The sequence below is a fragment of the Streptomyces sp. NPDC044704 genome (assembly GCF_056433525.1).
In genome coordinates this window covers 290,238-305,976 of sequence record NZ_JBWKGY010000008.1, presented here as the reverse complement: position 1 = coordinate 305,976, position 15,739 = coordinate 290,238, and the positions used below count along the sequence as shown (strand labels likewise).

Annotated in this window: 13 protein-coding genes; 4 read left to right on the top strand and 9 right to left on the bottom strand. The window is 71.4% G+C overall.

Going from position 1 to position 15,739, the window contains the following annotated elements; all coding sequences use genetic code 11:
• Positions 1-9 precede the first annotated feature (9 nt).
• Positions 10-1,506 (bottom strand): glycosyltransferase family 39 protein, encoded by a 1,497-nt coding sequence (locus tag AC07B0_RS22045; RefSeq protein WP_478898753.1) that lies wholly within the window; start codon positions 1,504-1,506, stop codon positions 10-12.
• Between the two features lie 110 nt (positions 1,507-1,616).
• A complete protein-coding gene (locus AC07B0_RS22040; RefSeq protein WP_356880210.1) occupies positions 1,617-2,153 on the bottom strand; it encodes an acyl-CoA thioesterase in 537 nt (178 codons plus the stop codon).
• A 106-nt stretch (positions 2,154-2,259) separates the two neighbouring features.
• Here AC07B0_RS22040 and AC07B0_RS22035 point away from each other — a divergent pair, with 106 nt between their 5' ends.
• Positions 2,260-3,606, top strand: coding sequence for an LCP family protein (locus AC07B0_RS22035; RefSeq protein WP_356880212.1), 1,347 nt, complete (start codon positions 2,260-2,262; stop codon positions 3,604-3,606).
• 176 nt (positions 3,607-3,782) lie between these two features.
• Positions 3,783-4,937 (top strand): acyltransferase family protein, encoded by a 1,155-nt coding sequence (locus AC07B0_RS22030; protein ID WP_356880214.1) that lies wholly within the window; start codon positions 3,783-3,785, stop codon positions 4,935-4,937.
• A 92-nt stretch (positions 4,938-5,029) separates the two neighbouring features.
• Here AC07B0_RS22030 and AC07B0_RS22025 read toward each other — a convergent pair whose 3' ends face one another.
• From AC07B0_RS22025 to AC07B0_RS22015, 3 genes are all read right to left on the bottom strand, one after another.
• Complete coding sequence (locus AC07B0_RS22025; protein ID WP_266841684.1) at positions 5,030-5,746, bottom strand: polyprenol monophosphomannose synthase; 717 nt, start codon at positions 5,744-5,746, stop codon at positions 5,030-5,032.
• Positions 5,747-5,859: 113 nt separating this feature from the next.
• Positions 5,860-6,942: a mannose-1-phosphate guanylyltransferase gene (gene manB, locus AC07B0_RS22020; RefSeq protein ID WP_356880216.1), complete on the bottom strand. Its 1,083-nt coding sequence runs from the start codon at positions 6,940-6,942 to the stop codon at positions 5,860-5,862.
• A 109-nt stretch (positions 6,943-7,051) separates the two neighbouring features.
• Complete coding sequence (locus AC07B0_RS22015) at positions 7,052-8,209, bottom strand: acyl-CoA dehydrogenase family protein (protein ID WP_319721892.1); 1,158 nt, start codon at positions 8,207-8,209, stop codon at positions 7,052-7,054.
• Positions 8,210-8,446: 237 nt separating this feature from the next.
• Here AC07B0_RS22015 and AC07B0_RS22010 point away from each other — a divergent pair, with 237 nt between their 5' ends.
• On the top strand, positions 8,447-9,790 hold the full coding sequence (locus AC07B0_RS22010; protein WP_356880220.1) for a UDP-glucose dehydrogenase family protein: 1,344 nt from the start codon (positions 8,447-8,449) through the stop codon (positions 9,788-9,790).
• A 104-nt stretch (positions 9,791-9,894) separates the two neighbouring features.
• Positions 9,895-11,181, top strand: coding sequence for a glycosyltransferase 87 family protein (locus AC07B0_RS22005; RefSeq protein ID WP_467298407.1), 1,287 nt, complete (start codon positions 9,895-9,897; stop codon positions 11,179-11,181).
• On the opposite strand, the gene AC07B0_RS22000 is transcribed toward AC07B0_RS22005, so the two are convergent.
• The 4 genes from AC07B0_RS22000 to AC07B0_RS21985 all read right to left on the bottom strand — a co-directional run bounded on the left by AC07B0_RS22000 (position 11,178) and on the right by AC07B0_RS21985 (position 15,668).
• The gene (locus AC07B0_RS22000) at positions 11,178-12,233 is read right to left on the bottom strand and encodes a membrane dipeptidase (protein WP_469380353.1); all 1,056 of its coding nucleotides are present in this window, start codon (positions 12,231-12,233) and stop codon (positions 11,178-11,180) included. The two genes, AC07B0_RS22005 and AC07B0_RS22000, sit on opposite strands and share 4 nt — an antisense overlap.
• 608 nt (positions 12,234-12,841) lie before the next feature.
• A complete protein-coding gene (locus AC07B0_RS21995; protein ID WP_478865428.1) occupies positions 12,842-14,017 on the bottom strand; it encodes a dipeptidase in 1,176 nt (391 codons plus the stop codon).
• Positions 14,014-14,553 carry a 5-(carboxyamino)imidazole ribonucleotide mutase gene (purE, locus tag AC07B0_RS21990; protein WP_356880228.1) on the bottom strand — a complete coding sequence of 180 codons (540 nt, stop codon included), beginning with the start codon at positions 14,551-14,553 and terminating at the stop codon, positions 14,014-14,016. Before purE ends, AC07B0_RS21995 begins: the two co-directional genes overlap by 4 nt.
• The gene (locus AC07B0_RS21985) at positions 14,550-15,668 is read right to left on the bottom strand and encodes a 5-(carboxyamino)imidazole ribonucleotide synthase (protein ID WP_356880287.1); all 1,119 of its coding nucleotides are present in this window, start codon (positions 15,666-15,668) and stop codon (positions 14,550-14,552) included. The genes purE and AC07B0_RS21985 overlap by 4 nt, the downstream gene beginning before the upstream one ends.
• Positions 15,669-15,739 lie beyond the last annotated feature (71 nt).

The window sequence follows — 15,739 nt, the reverse complement described above, 5'->3', positions numbered from 1 at the left end:
GGACGCCGGCTACTTCCTGCGTTCCAGGAGGGAGACGTGCAGGCCGCGGACGTTCGTGGTCTTCGCCACGTCGTAGTGCGCCTCCAGCGCCCGGACCTGCGCGGCGGGCAGCCGGTTGTACGGGTCGTCCACGCCGGTGTCGCGGGTGACGACCCAGATCCTGCGGGTGTCCCCCAGGCACTTCTCGGGCGCGGCGCACTCGACGGGGAACAGGTCGTCGCCCGCCACCGCCGAACGCTGGGTGAACACGTCGCGGAGCCGGACGCGGTCGGGGAGGTAGTAGCCGATCTGGAAGTCGAGCATGTACACGCGCTCGTCGGGACCGCGCAGCGGGACGATGCCGTCGCCGGGCCGGTAGCCGTCGGCGATGACCCGTGCCGCGGCCCGGCCGTCGGAGCCCTCCTTGGCCCGCTCGGTACGGAGCTGGCGCTGGTCGGGGAGCCCGAGGAGGATCAGCGCGGCCAGCCCGGCGGCCCCGGCGGCGCGCGGCCGCAGGGCGGCCAGCCCGGCGGCGGCCAGCACCGCCCAGGCGGGCAGGGTGAAGAGCAGGTAGCGGTCGATGAAGTACGAGGTGCTGCCCTGGGAGACCACGTACGCGGCCGCGATCGGCGCCGCCCCCAGCAGCAGCAGTTCCACGGCGGGCCGCCGGCCCCGGCTCCAGGCGAGGGGCAGCAGGGCGACGGCGGCGATGCCGAGGGCGACGAGCGGGGAGGCGAAGAGGTTGTCCCAGAGCCCGGCGACGTCCCGCAGCCGCGGGGTCTTGATCCAGCTGATCTGCCGGCCGACCTGCCGCTGTCCCAGCAGTACGAGCGGGACCACCGGCAGCAGTCCGGCGGCCGTCGCGACGGCGAAGGAGAGCACGGTCCGCCCGCGCCGGTCCCGCCACCAGCGCAGGGCCACGATCAGCGCGTGCGGCAGCAGCACCAGCAGGGCCACCATGTGCAGCAGCCCCGCCAGCGCGACCAGGACGGCGTACGGGGCCCAGCGCCGGAGGGACGGCCGCTCCAGGGCCCGCAGCAGCAGCCAGGTCGCGGCGGTCACGGCGAGCACGGCGAAGGCGTACGAGCGGGCCTCGGTGCCGTACCGGGTGACGGCCGGGACCAGGGCGAACAGCAGCCCGGCGAAGACGGCCGCGCGGCGGTCGAAGAGCCGGCGGGCGATCAGCACCACGAACGCGGCGACCCCGGCCATCGCCAGCGCCGACGGCAGCCGCAGCATCGCGGCGGAGTCCCCGAAGACGGAGATCCAGCCGTGCAGCAGCAGGTAGTAGAGGCCGGAGACGGCGTCCACGTTGCCCAGCATCCCCACCAGCTCGCCCGTACCGCGGGAGGCGGCGTTCCAGCTGGCGAGCTCGTCGCGCCACAGCTGCGGGGTGCCGATGCGGAAGGAGGCGACCGCGAGGGTCAGCAGCGCCGCCCACAGCCAGTCGGGGCACACCGCCCGGCGCTCTCGGCCGGGCGCGGCGGCGGGAGCCTGGGCCAGGGGCGGCTGGGTGGCAGTCGGCATCGGGACACTCCGCGGCAGAGCCGGTCGAGGGGGCGGGCCGTCGCCCCGCTCGGAGCCTGACGTCGGCGGACCAGTCTACGGGGGGCCCGTAGGACGGGTGTGTGAGCGGGTCAGTCGTCGAGGCCCTCGGCGGCGCGGCGCTCGCGCAGCTCGGTGATCGCGCGGCGCCGGGCGAGCCGGTGGGTGCGGCGGATCTGCGCCTCCTGGTTGCGGCGCTCGTCCTGCTCGGTCTCCGGGATGACGGGCGGGACCTGGCGGGGCTTGCCGTCGGAGTCCACGGCCGTGAAGACGAGGTAGGCGCTGCCGACCTGGGTGGCGGGGGTGGATTCGTTCCACCGCTCGGCCAGGACCCGTACGCCGATCTCCATCGAGGAGCGGCCGGTCCAGTTGCACTGTGCCCGGACGTGGACCAGGTCGCCGACCCGGACCGGGGCGAGGAAGGCCATCTCGTCCATGGAGGCGGTGACGGCCGGGCCACCGGAGTGCCGCCCGGCCACGGCGCCGGCCGCGTCGTCCACCAGCTTCATGATCACACCGCCGTGCACGGTGCCGAGGAGGTTCGTGTCACTCGCGGTCATGATGTGGCTGAGGGTGGTGCGGGAGGCCGAGACGGGCTTGCCCTGCGGTTCGGCCGGTATGTCTGTCATGCAGACACCTTAAGTCGGTACCGGAAGCATCAGGTGTGCAACAGCACCGGTACGAACCCCCCACCGGGGTGTCGTGCGACACGCCGGGGCAGGCATTCTTGTCCGCATGAGTGACTGGGACGGGTGGAGCGGCGAGCGCGACGAACGCGGCCGCCGCGATGACGGGTACGGACGCGGCAGCGGGCAGGCGCAGCCGGAAGGCGCGCAGCGGATGCGCCACGTCCAGCGGCAGCCGCAGCCGCCGCAGCGCCCGGCCCGGCCGCCGGTCCCGCCGCAGTCGCCCCCGGCGGGCGCGCCCGCGTACGGGGTGCCGCCGCAGCAGACGCGGGGCCCGGGCGGTCCCGGCGGCTACGACAGCGGCTACAACACCGGCCAGGTCTACGGCTCCCCGTCGGGTCCCGGTGGCCCGGGGCGGCCGGGGCAGCGGCCGCCGGGCGGTCCGGACGGCGGCGGGCCCGTTCCCGTACGGGTGGTCGTCGACTGGCGCAAGCGCATCAAGGTCGGCTCGATCGTCCTGGTCTCCGCGCTGCTGGTGACCTCGGTCGCCACCTACTTCTGGGCCGACTCGAAGGTGCGCCGCGAAGTCGACCTCGCCAAGGTCGTCGAGCGTCCCAAGGAGGGCGACTGCACGACGTACCTGATCGTCGGCTCCGACAGCCGCGAGGGCATGTCCGCCGAGGAGAAGCAGAAGCTCCACACCGGCTCCGCCGAGGGCAAGCGGACCGACTCGATGATGATCCTGGCGAAGTGCTCCAGCGGGAACACGATGATCTCCCTGCCGCGCGACTCGGACGTGGAGATCCCGTCCTTCGTCGGCTCGCAGTCCGGGAAGAAGTTCCCCGCCCAGGGCCGCCGGGTCAAGCTCAACGCGGCGTACGCGGAGGACGGCCCGGAGCTGCTGGTGCGCACCGTGGAGTTCAACACGGGCCTGCGCATCGACCACTACGCCGAGATCGGTTTCGCCGGCTTCGCGAACATCGTGGACGCGCTGGGCGGCGTCGAACTGAACATCGAGCAGGCCTTCAAGGACGAGAAGTCGGGCGCCGACTTCAAGGCGGGTACGCAGACCCTCAACGGCGAGCAGTCGCTGGCCTACGTGCGCACCCGGTACGCCTTCGCCGAGTCGGACCTCCAGCGGACGAAGAACCAGCAGAAGTTCCTGGCGGCCCTCGCGAGCCAGGCGGCGACGCCGGGCACGATCGTCAACCCCTTCACGCTGTACCCGGTGATGGGCGCCGGCCTCGACACCCTGATCGTGGACAAGGACATGTCGCTCTACGACATGGGGCAGATGTTCTTCGCGATGAAGGGCATCACCGGAGGTGACGGCGTGTCGATGAACATGCCGATCTCCGGTCAGCGCGGCGGCAACCTCGTCTGGGACAAGGCGAAGGTCCAGCAGCTGGTCAAGGAGATCCAGAAGGACGAAAAGGTCACCGTCCGGGGCCAGTGACCGGGACGGGGCATGACGTGATCTCGACCGGGCACTGTGGACAGTCCGAGGGTTTTCTCGTAAGACTGAGGCGGCCCAACGCCGGGGGGGGATCGCCCGGATCTGTGCCGTGAGCCGTTCCGGGCCGCGGCCGTCTATTGGTTCGGGCACGCGTCCGTCCTGCCCGTGGAGCGTTCATGTCCCTGTATCCGTCCCCGCATGTCCTCGGTGACCGGCGGGAGGACGGCGACCCACCCCGCAAACTGCCCACCCTGCCCGCGCAGTCCCTCCCAGGTCCCGCACCCGCGGCCCGGCCGCGGCTGCGCGTCCTGGACGGGCTGCGGATCGTCGCGGCCGTGGTGGTGCTGCTGCACCACTACACCCGCGAGGCGGTGTGGGGGCGCGACGCCTTCGGATGGCTGACGATGGCCGGCCGTTACGGCTGGATCGGCGTCGAGCTGTTCTTCATGATCAGTGGCTTCGTCATCTGCATGTCGGCCTGGGGGCGCCCCCTCGGCAGCTACCTGCGCAGCCGGGTGATCCGGCTGGGGCCCGGGTACTGGTTCTGCGTGCTCGTCACGATGGGCGTGCTGCTGGCCGTGGGCAAGCCCTTCGGCGGCGCCGGGCCCGGGCTGAGCCAGATCCTGACGAACCTGACGATGTTCCAGTTCCCGCTGCACAGCCAGCCGCTGGACATGTCGTACTGGACGCTGTGGTCCGAGCTCCGCTTCTACCTGATCTTCGCGGTGGTCGCCTGGACCGGTCTGACCTACCGCAAGGTCCTCAACTTCTGCTGGATCTGGACCGTCGCCTCGCTGCTGGCGCCGGGATCCGGGCTGCCGCTGCTGGACGTCCTGGCGAACCCGGTCTACTCCCCGCTGTTCATCTCCGGCATCTGCTTCTACCTGATCCGCCGCGAGGGGGCGCGCGCCGGGGAGCCGTGGGTGCTGCTCGGCCTCTCCTGGCTGCTGATGCAGCGCTGGCTGAACGACATCGTCGGGTGGAACACGGTGAAGGGCGACCGGCTGTCCTGGGAGATGTGCCTGCTTCTGGTGACCCTGTGCTACGTGGTCATGGGCGCCGTGGCCCTGGGCGGGCTGGACCGGATCAACTGGCGCTGGCTGTCGGTCGCCGGAGCCATGTCCTACCCGCTGTACCTGCTGCACCAGCAGATCGGCATCACCCTGCTGCAGAAGTGGAACCGCGACGTCGAGCCGTGGACGCTGCTGGGCGCGGCGACGGCCGTGATGCTGCTGGCCTCCTGGCTGATCCACCGGTTCGTGGAACGGCCGCTGGCGGGCCGTCTGAAGCGTTTCCTGGAGCGCCGGCCGGGGACCCGCACGACGGCGTAGGTCCGCGCACGGGACATGACGGACGAAAAGGGGCACCCCCGAGGGGGTGCCCCTTTCGTCGTGCGGGCCGTCGTACGGGCCTGCCGTGCGCGTTACTTGCCGGCGCGGGCGCGGAGCTTCCACGGCATGGCGATGGACTCCAGCTGAACCGCGAGGTTCATCTTGGACTCGCCGACGGTGCGGTCCTCGAAGTGGATCGGCACCTCCATGACCTGGAAGCCGCGGCGCAGCGCCTTGAACTTCATCTCGACCTGGAAGCTGTAGCCCGCGCTGCCGATCGACGCCAGGTCGATCGCCTTGAGCGCGTCCGCGCTCCACAGGTTGAAGCCGCCGGTGATGTCGCGGACGCGGGTGCCGAGGATGGTGCTCGCGTACGCGTTGGCCCAGCGGGAGAGCAGCTTGCGGTGCGCGCCCCAGGCGTCGGACAGGGTGCCGCCCGGGACGTAGCGGGAGCCGACGACGAGACCGGCGCCGGTGGAGCGGGCGACGCCCAGCATCTCGGCGATCTTGCCGGCCGGGTGGGAGCCGTCCGCGTCCATCTGGAGGACGTACTCGGCGCCGTCCTCGACGGCCTTGGCCATGCCGGCGGCGTAGGCGCGGCCGAGGCCGTCCTTCGCGGTGCGGTGCAGGACCGACATGCGCGGCTTGCCGTCCTCGGTGAGGAAGCCCTCCGCGAGTTCGTCGGCGATCTTGCCGGTGCCGTCGGGCGACGAGTCGTCGACGACCAGCAGGCGCAGGCCCGGCTGGTCGAGTCCCATGAGCAGCTCGACCATGCCCGGCAGGTTGCCTGCCTCGTTGTACGTGGGCATGACCACGGTGAGCGGGGTGTGTGCCCAGGTGTCCGGGAGCTTCGTGGTTGCGACGTCGGTCGCGCGGGGAGTCTGCTGCTCGCCTATCACAGGTTGTGCCTCACTGAAGTTGGTCACCGGTCAGAGGAGAAGCGGACGGCGGCGGCGGGCAGTTCAGCCTCGCACCACACCCGCACCCCTGCGCGAAGTTCGTTGTCGGCCCCTACTACGGCACCGTCACCGATGACCGCGCCGTTCACCACCGTGCGCGAACCCACCGAAGCTCCGGCGCCGATGAGACTGGCGTTCACCACCGTGTCCGGGCCGAGGGTCGCACCGTCCAGCACGATCGAGCCCTGGACGACCGCGCCCGATTCGATCCGGGCGCCGGCACCCACCACCGTACCGCCCGACAGCTTGGCTCCGTCGGCCACATGGGCACCGGGGAGCACGAGCGCCTCACCGCGCGGGCCGGGGACGGCCGGAGAGGCCACGATGCCGCGGACGAGGTCGGCGGAGGCCTGGACGAAGGACTCGGGCTTGCCGAGGTCCAGCCAGTACGTGTCCTCGGTCACGCCGTGCAGCTTGGCACCGGAGGCGAGCAGACCCGGGAAGGTCTCGCGCTCGACGGATACCGATCGGCCGGCCGGAATGGAGTCGATCACGCTGCGGCGGAACACGTAGCAGCCGGCGTTGATCTGATCGGTGATGATTTCCTCGGGGGTCTGCGGCTTCTCGGTGAAGGCCAGCACCCGCCCCTCGGAGTCGGTGGGGACCAGGCCGAACGCGCGCGGGTCGTCGACCCGCACGAGGTGCAGGGAGACATCGGCGTCGGCCGCCTGGTGGGAGTCGACCAGGCCCGCGATGTCGAGGCCCGTCAGGATGTCGCCGTTGAAGACGAGTACGGGGGAATCCGGGCCACCGGTCAGGCGCTGGGCGGCGTTGCGGATGGCACCGCCGGTGCCGAGGGGCTCGTCCTCGACGACGTATTCGAGGGTGATGCCGAAGTCGGAACCGTCGCCGAAGTAGGGCTCGAAGACCTCGGCGAGGTAGCAGGTGGCCATCACGATGTGCGTGACACCGGCGGCGGCGGCCCTGGCTATCTGGTGGGCGAGGAAGGGGACACCCGCTGCCGGAACCATCGGCTTGGGAGTGTTCACCGTCACGGGGCGCAGTCGCGTCCCCTGCCCGCCAACCAGCAGGATCGCTTCCGTCATTGTTTTCTCCCCAACCGGTTCGGGCGTACGAAGGTTCAAATTTAGCCCATCCGGGGACATGCGAAGGCCGGAGGCGGCTGCGCCGGGGCCGCCTCCGGCCACGTTCTTGTTACGGAAGGTTGCGCGCCATGACGATGCGCTGGACCTGGTTCGTGCCCTCGTAGATCTGCGTGATCTTGGCGTCGCGCATCATGCGCTCCACCGGGTAGTCGCGCGTGTAGCCGTAACCGCCGAGCAGCTGGACGGCGTCGGTGGTGACCTCCATGGCCACGTCGGACGCGAAGCACTTGGCCGCCGCACCGAAGAAGGTGAGGTCAGCGTCGACGCGTTCGGACTTGGCGGCCGCCGCGTAGGTCAGCTGACGGGCCGCCTCGATCTTCATCGCCATGTCCGCGAGCATGAACTGCACGCCCTGGAAGTCACCGATGGGCTTGCCGAACTGCTTGCGCTCCTGGACGTACCCCTTGGCGTAGTCCAGGGCGCCCTGGGCGATGCCGAGAGCCTGTGCCGCAATCGTGATGCGGGTGTGATCAAGGGTCTTCATCGCGGTGGCGAATCCGGTGCCCTCGGCGCCGATCATGCGGTCGGCGGGGATCCGGACGTTGTCGAGGTAGACCTCGCGCGTCGGGGAGCCCTTGATGCCGAGCTTCTTCTCCGGCGCTCCGAAGGAGACGCCCTCGTCGCCCTTCTCCACGACGAAGGCGCTGATGCCCTTGGAGCGCTTCTCCGGGTCGGTGACGGCCATGACCGTGTAGTACTCGGAGACGCCCGCGTTGGTGATCCAGCGCTTGACGCCGTTGAGCACCCAGAAGTCCCCGTCGCGCACGGCGCGGGTCTTCATGCCGGCGGCGTCGGAGCCCGCGTCGGGCTCGGAGAGCGCGTACGAGAACATCGCGTCGCCCTTGGCCAGCGGGCCGAGGTACTTGGCCTTGAGCTCCTCGGAACCCGAGAGGATCACGGGGAGGGAGCCGAGCTTGTTCACCGCCGGGATGAGGGAGGAGGACGCGCAGACGCGGGCCACCTCCTCGATCACGATCACGGTGGCGAGGGCGTCAGCCCCGGCGCCGCCGTAGGTCTCCGGCACGTGGACGGCGTGCAGGTCGCTGGCGACCAGGGCGTCGAGGGCCTCCTGCGGGAAGCGGGACTCCTCGTCGACCGCGGCGGCGAACGGAAGGATCTTCGCCTCGGCGAGCGAGCGGACGGACTCGCGGAGCATGTCGTGCTCCTCGGCCGGGCGGTACAGGTCGAAGTCGGCAGAACCCGCCAAGATCTCTCACTCCCCAAGGTGACGCGGCCGCGTGACGCCGATGCGTGGTGCAGGAGCGTGCTGCGGACCGCGTGATGCGTGATGCTAACTACCGTTAAGTAACCCAAATCTTAGTGTCCGGCGTCCCGGCAGCGATATGTACGGCGCACGTGAGCTGCGTGACAGCGGGGAGCGTCCCCCGCCGGGGGCGCGACTATGCTCGGTGGCCGCAAACGGCCCCGCACCTCTGGAGCACTCATGGCCCCCCTCAAGATCACTGTGATCGGCACCGGCTACCTCGGCGCGACGCACGCCGCGGCGATGGCCGAGCTCGGCTTCGAGGTGCTGGGGCTGGACGTGGTCCCCGAGAAGATCGAGATGCTCGCGGCCGGCCGGGTCCCCATGTACGAACCGGGACTGGAAGAGCTCCTCGCCGCGCACGTCGCCGGACTGCCCGGCTCCAGCGGGCGCCTGCGCTTCACCACTTCCTGGGAGGAAGTGGGCGAATTCGGCGACGTCCACTTCGTCTGCGTGAACACCCCGCAGAAGCACGGCGAGTACGCCTGCGACATGTCGTACGTCGATTCCGCGATGGAGTCCCTGGCCCCGCACCTGACCCGGCCCGTCCTCGTCGTCGGCAAGTCCACGGTCCCCGTCGGCTCCGCCGCACGCCTCGCCGCGAAGCTGGAGTCCCTGGCCCCGGCGGGCGACGGGGTCGAACTGGCGTGGAACCCGGAGTTCCTGCGCGAGGGCTACGCCGTACAGGACACCCTGCACCCCGACCGGATCGTCATCGGCGTCCAGGGCGAGCGCGCCGAGAAGCTGCTGCGCGAGGTCTACGAGACCCCCATGTCCGAAGGCACCCCGCTGGTCGTCACCGACTTCCCCACCTCCGAACTCGTCAAGACGGCCGCGAACTCCTTCCTCGCCACGAAGATCTCCTTCATCAACGCCATGGCCGAGGTCTGCGAGGCCGCGGGCGGCGACGTGGCCAAGCTCGCCGAGGCCATCGGCCACGACGAACGCATCGGCGCGAAGTACCTGCGCGCCGGCATCGGTTTCGGCGGCGGCTGCCTGCCCAAGGACATCCGCGCCTTCATGGCCCGCGCCGGCGAACTCGGCGCCGACCAGGCCCTGACCTTCCTGCGCGAGGTCGACTCCATCAACATGCGCCGCCGCGGCCACATGGTCGAGCTGGCCCGCGAGGCGGTCGGCGGCTCATTCCTCGGCAAGCGCGTCGCCGTCCTCGGCGCCACCTTCAAGCCCGACTCCGACGACGTCCGCGACTCCCCCGCCCTCAACGTCGCCGGCCAGATCCACCTCCAGGGCGGCCAGGTCACCGTCTACGACCCCAAGGGCATGGACAACGCCCGCCGCGTCTTCCCCACCCTCGGCTACGCCGGCTCCGCGCTGGAGGCCGCCCGCGGCGCCGAGGTCGTCCTGCACCTCACCGAGTGGCGCGAGTTCCGCGACCTCGACCCCGCCGCGCTCGGCGAGGTCGTCACCGACCGCCTCGTCCTCGACGGCCGGAACGCCCTCGACCCCGTCCTGTGGCGCGCGGCCGGCTGGACGTACCGGGCCATGGGACGGCCGCACGCGTAAGGGACTTGCGGGCGCCGGAGGCTGACCAGGGCGTATACCGATACCCAGTTTTGATGGGCCTCAGTCAAAGATGTGGAATAAATGACTGGGTAGACTTCGGGCCGATGACCACGACCAGCAGCCCTCCGACCAACCCCACCGCATCTGCGACGGCGGCGCCCGCCACGCGTGACCGGCGGGGATCCTTCGAAGCAGCCATGCGAGGACGCGGCGCCCTTCTGGGCATCGCGGGCTTCTGGCTGGCCTCCCGCGCCGCGATGCTCTGGATGCTCGTCAACGACTTCTTCAGCTCGAACGTCGTCCGAGTAGAGGTCACGGCGACCTACCACAACTGGTACAACGTCCTCGTCACGTGGACGCTGCCGCAGAACGACATCATGTGGCAGTACCCGCCGGCAGCCGCGGCGATCTTCCTCTCGCCCGACCTGCTGCCCTTCCTCAGCTACTTCCAGGCCTTCGTCGCCCTGACCGTGCTGTGCGACGCCGTCATCCTCGTCGGCCTCATGCGGGCCGCCCGGCGCAACGACGGCAGCATGGCCGGCGCCGCGCTGTGGCTGGTCACCCTGCCCATGATGATGGCCACCCCGTTCGCCCGCTACGACGTCCAGGTCACCCTGCTCGCCGTCGCCTCGCTGCTCTGCCTGCGCTACCGCCCGCGCCTCGGCGGCGTCATCGCCGGCATCGGCGCCATGGTCAAGGTCTGGCCCCTGCTGGCCCTGCTCGGCACCCCGCGCGGCAAGTCCACGCGCGAGGCCCTCATCGCGGCCGCCCTGTCCTGCGTCGCACTGCTCGCCGTCTTCGCGGCGCTGTTCCGCGACACCCTCGGCTTCCTGGGCAACCAGGGCGACCGCGGCATCCAGGTCGAGTCCCTCGGCGGCTCCGCGCTGATGGCCGCCCGGCTCGTCGACCTGTGGCCCGGCAAGATCAACTTCCAGTACGGGGCCTTCGAGTACGTCGGCCCCTACGTGTCGAGCATCGCCCGGGCCTCCCTCGGCCTGACCGTGATCGGCTTCCTGCTGCTCCTGCTGTGGCGCGTCAAGGCCAACCGCTGGTCGAACGCGACCCCGTTCGACGCCGCGCTCTGCGCCATCATGGTGTTCACCGTCACCAGCCGCGTCATCAGCCCGCAGTACATGATCTGGCTGCTCGGCCTCGCGGCCGTCTGCCTGACCTCGCGTCACACCACCCAGCGCCCCATCGCCTGGCTGCTGGTGGTCGCCACCGCGCTCACCACGCTGATCTTCCCGGTCTGGTATGGCTCGGACATCCTGGAGAACACCACGCTCGGCACCATCCTGCTGTGCGCGCGCAACGGCATCCTGCTGTACGCCACGGTGTGGTCCGGCCTGCGCCTGTGGAAGGCGACCGTCCTGCCCAAGTCCGCCCTCTAGGCGGTCCTACGGTGCTGTGCGGCGCGGGCCGTGAACTCCACGCCGCGCAGCACCCTCTGGGCGTTGCCCCAGGTCAGCAGGGCCAGATCGGTCTCCGACCAGCCCCGCTCCAGTAGTTCCGCGATCAGCCTCGGGTAGCCCGAGGGATCCGTCAGACCGGCCGGCCGGGGATGGCCCCGGTCCGAGCCGAAGGCCGCGCCGAGACCGACGCCCTCCGGGCCCGCCAGCGCGCGTACGTGTTCCACGTGGTCCGCGACCGCGTGCAGGGAGTCCCCCGTGCGCGCCGCGTCGAAGGTGACCATCGCCAGCCCGTTCGCCGCCCGCAGCGCGAGCAGCACCTCGTCCGTGACGTTCCCCGGATGCGGGTTGAGGGCGGCCGCGCCCGTGTTCGAGACCACCACCGGGGCCTTGGAGGCCGCCGCGAGCCGGCAGGCCGCCGGCGGCGGGCAGCCCGTCAGGTCCAGCAGCATCGCCAGCCGGTTGGTCTCGCGGACCACCTCGTGGCCGAAGGCCGTCAGCTCCTCCTCCGCCCAGGGGGCGCCCGCGGGCGCGACGATCCGCACGCCCAGGGCGTGGAAGGCGCGCAGCGCGCCGAGCGAACCGGTCAGCGTGCGGCCGGGCACGGGGCCCAGGAACGAGGCGATGCGGCCGCGGTTGCGGGCATCGGCCATGTCGTCGGCGGTGAGGGCGAGGCACAGGCTGTCGGGGTAGCGGCGCATCAGGGCCAGCGCGACGTCGATCTGTTCGAGGGTGTCGGACACCACCTGGTCCGGGTCCGACGCCTCGTGCGGGGTCAGCAGCGACCAGAACTGCGCGCCGACGCCGCCGGCTCGCAGGCGCGGGATGTCGGTGTCGACGCCCGTGTCCGGGGTGTCGATGTCGTGGTACGGGCTCTGGCGCAGGGTCCAGACGAGCGTGTTGCACCCGTCCGCGACGGGATGCACGGCGAGCAGCGTGGCTGCCCGGTCCAGGGCGCCGGCCACCATCGCGGGGGCGGGTACGTCCTGGGCACCGATGCCCACGGTGTGGGGTTCATCCTGCAGGTCGGCCATGGCTTTGGCTCCGGTCTCGGCGGCAGCAGGGAGGGCTGGAGCCACCGTGACACGTGGGGCGCGGGGGCCGCCCGGCGGGTGTGGCGTTCGGGTGCCCCGCCGAACCTCCCGACCCGGCCCGGGGTCACCCCCTCGGCCCGGCCGGCCGTTGCCCTGCGCTCGCCTCCGCCGCCCGGGGGTGTGCCGCTGCGCGGGGCCGTCCCCGACCCACCCTTCCACCGTTCCCGCCTCAAACGCCGGCGCGGCTCCCCCCTACCCCCGGGGGCTCCGCCCCCGAACCCCCACGCCTCAAACGCCGGCGAGGCTGAAACCACCCGGCGGAGCCGGGAACCCTGGGGCTCCGCCCCAGACCCCGCGCCTCAAACGCCGGCGAGGCTGGAGCGGCCGGGGGCGGGGACGGGGTGGGGGGTCGGCCGGGGCTCAAACGTGATTTGTTGGCGCCCTGCCCCGGCCAGCAGACCAAGTTCGGAACAGGCGCCATAAATCATGCCCGCCCCGGACGACCCCCCACCCCGGCCCCGGCCCCACCCTCAGCCACCACCCGGGGCGGCAGCTCCACCGCACCCCGCCCGGCCAGGGCAAGGGCAAGGGCAAGGGCGAGGGGCAGGTCAGAGGTGGGCGTTCGACGGGGGGGTCGTCGCGAGGGTGGTCGCGACGGATTCCGCGTCGCGGAGGGCGCGGACCGCGTTGGACCAGGTGAGCTTCGCCAGGTCCGGCTCCGACCAGCCGCGGGACAGGAGTTCCGCGATCAGGTTCGGGTAGCCCGCGACGTCGTCCAGGCCGGACGGCGTGAACGCCGTGCCGTCGTAGTCGCCGCCGATGCCGATGTGGTCGACCCCGGCCACCTCGCGCATGTGGTCCAAGTGGTCGGCGACCGTCGCCGCCGTCGCGACGGGACGCGGCCGCTCTTCCTCGAAGGCCCGGTGCAGGGCCATCGCCGCCGGCGTGGTGTCGAGGTGGTGGAAGCCGTGCGCGCGCAGGTTCTCGTCGGCGGCCAGCGTCCAGTCGACCGCCGCCTGGAGGACGAACTTCGGCACGAACGTGGCCATGGCGACCCCGCCGTTGGCCGGCAGCAGTTCCAGTACGTCGTCCGGAATGTTGCGCGGGTGGTCGCACACCGCCCGCGCCGAGGAGTGCGAGAAGATCACCGGCGCGGCCGACACCGCGAGCGCGTCCCGCATCGTCGTCGCGGCGACGTGCGAGAGGTCCACGAGCATGCCGACGCGGTTCATCTCCCGCACGACCTCGCGGCCGAAGTCGCTCAGACCGCCGTGCCTCGGCTCGTCGGTCGCCGAGTCCGCCCAGTCGATGGTGTCGTTGTGCGTGAGCGTCATGTACCGCACGCCGAGCCGGTGCAGGGCCCGCAGCGTGGCGAGGGAGTTGTTGATGGAGTGGCCGCCCTCGGCCCCCATCAGCGAGGCGATCCGGCCCTCGGCGCGGGCCGCCTCCATGTCGTCCGCCGTCAGCGCCCGCACCAGGTCCGCGGGATAACGGTCGATCAGCTGGGCGACCGCGTCCATCTGCTCCAGCGTCGCGCTGACCGCCTCGTCACCGGCGTAGTCGGAGCGGACGTAGACGGACCAGAACTGCGCGCCGACCCCGCCGGCCCGCAGCCGGGGGATGTCGGTGTGCAGGTGGGCGCTCTGGTCGCCGGCGATGTCCCGCCGGCCGAGGTCGTAGCGGACCTGCTCGCGCAGCGCCCACGGCAGGTCGTTGTGCCCGTCGACGACCGGGTGCGCGGCGAGGAGCTCCCGGGCCCGCCCGAGCAGGTCCGCGGCGCTCACTTGCCGAATCCGAAGGAGTCCGCGCCGGCGACCTTCGTGCGCAGCCGCTTGCCCTTCTCGGTGGCCTGGTCGTTCAGCTCCTGCTGGAAGTCCCGCATCCGGGCCAGCAGGTCCGGGTCGTGGGCCGCGAGCATGCGTACGGCCAGCAGCCCCGCGTTGCGCGCCCCGGCGACCGAGACGGTGGCGACGGGGACCCCGGCCGGCATCTGGACGATCGACAGCAGGGAGTCCATGCCGTCGAGGTACTTCAGCGGCACCGGTACGCCGATGACGGGCAGCGGGGTGACCGACGCCAGCATGCCGGGCAGGTGGGCGGCTCCGCCCGCGCCCGCGATGATCGCCTTCAGGCCGCGGTCGGCGGCCCGCTCGCCGTACGCGACCATCTCGCGCGGCATCCGGTGGGCGGAGACGACGTCGACCTCGTAGGGGATCTCGAACTCGTCCAGCGCCTTGGCGGCGGCCTCCATGACCGGCCAGTCGGAGTCCGAACCCATGACGATGCCGACGACGGGACCTGCGGAAGGGGCGGTACTCATTCGGTGATCGTTCCTCTGAGGTAGCCGGCTGCGTGACGTGCGCGCTCCAGCACATCGTCCAGGTCGTCGCCGTATGTGTTGACGTGGCCGACCTTGCGGCCGTGCTTCACGTCCTTGCCGTACATGTGGATCTTCAGCTGGGGGTCGTGCGCCATGCAGTGCAGGTACGCCGCGTACATGTCGGGGTAGTCCCCGCCCAGCACGTTGGCCATGACCGTCCAGCGGGCCCGCGGGCGCGGGTCGCCCAGAGGGAGGTCCAGGACGGCCCGGACGTGGTTGGCGAACTGGGAGGTGACCGCGCCGTCCTGGGTCCAGTGCCCGCTGTTGTGCGGGCGCATGGCCAGTTCGTTGACGAGGATGCGGCCGTCGGTGGTCTCGAACAGCTCCACGGCCAGGTGGCCGGTCACGTCGAGCTCCTTGGCGATGCGCAGGGCCAGGGCCTGGGCCTCGCCCGCCAGCTCCTCGGAGAGGTTCGGGGCGGGCGCGATGACCGTGTCGCACACGCCGTCCACCTGGATGGACTCCACGACGGGATAGGCCACGGCCTGGCCGTGCGGGGAGCGGACGATGTTCGCCGCGAGCTCGCGGACGTACTCGACCTTCTCCTCCGCGAGGACGGGGACACCCGCCTTGAAGGGGGCGTCGGCGTCTTCGGGGGTGCGGACGAACCACACCCCCTTGCCGTCGTACCCGCCGCGCACCGTCTTGAGGATGACGGGGAAGCCGCCGACCTCTTCCGCGAAGGCGCCCACGTCCGCCGGATCGCGCACGATCCGGTGGCGGGGGCTGGGCGCACCGATCTCGTCGAGCTTGGCGCGCATCACCCCCTTGTCCTGGGCGTGCACCAACGCGCCGGGCCCCGGCCGGACGGGGATGCCGTCCGACTCCAGGGCCCGGAGGTGTTCGGTGGGTACGTGCTCGTGATCGAAGGTGATCACGTCGCAGCCGCGCGCGAAGGCGCGCAGTGTCTCCAGATCGCGATAGTCGCCGATGACGACGTCGCTCACGACCTGGGCCGCCGAGTCCTGTGGGGTGTCACTGAGGATCTTGAATTTGATGCCGAGGGGGATACCCGCCTCGTGGGTCATGCGGGCGAGCTGTCCGCCGCCGACCATGCCGACTACCGGGAACGTCACCACTCCAGGGTATCCGCCGGTATTGCGCCATCGGGACCCGCATGGGCACG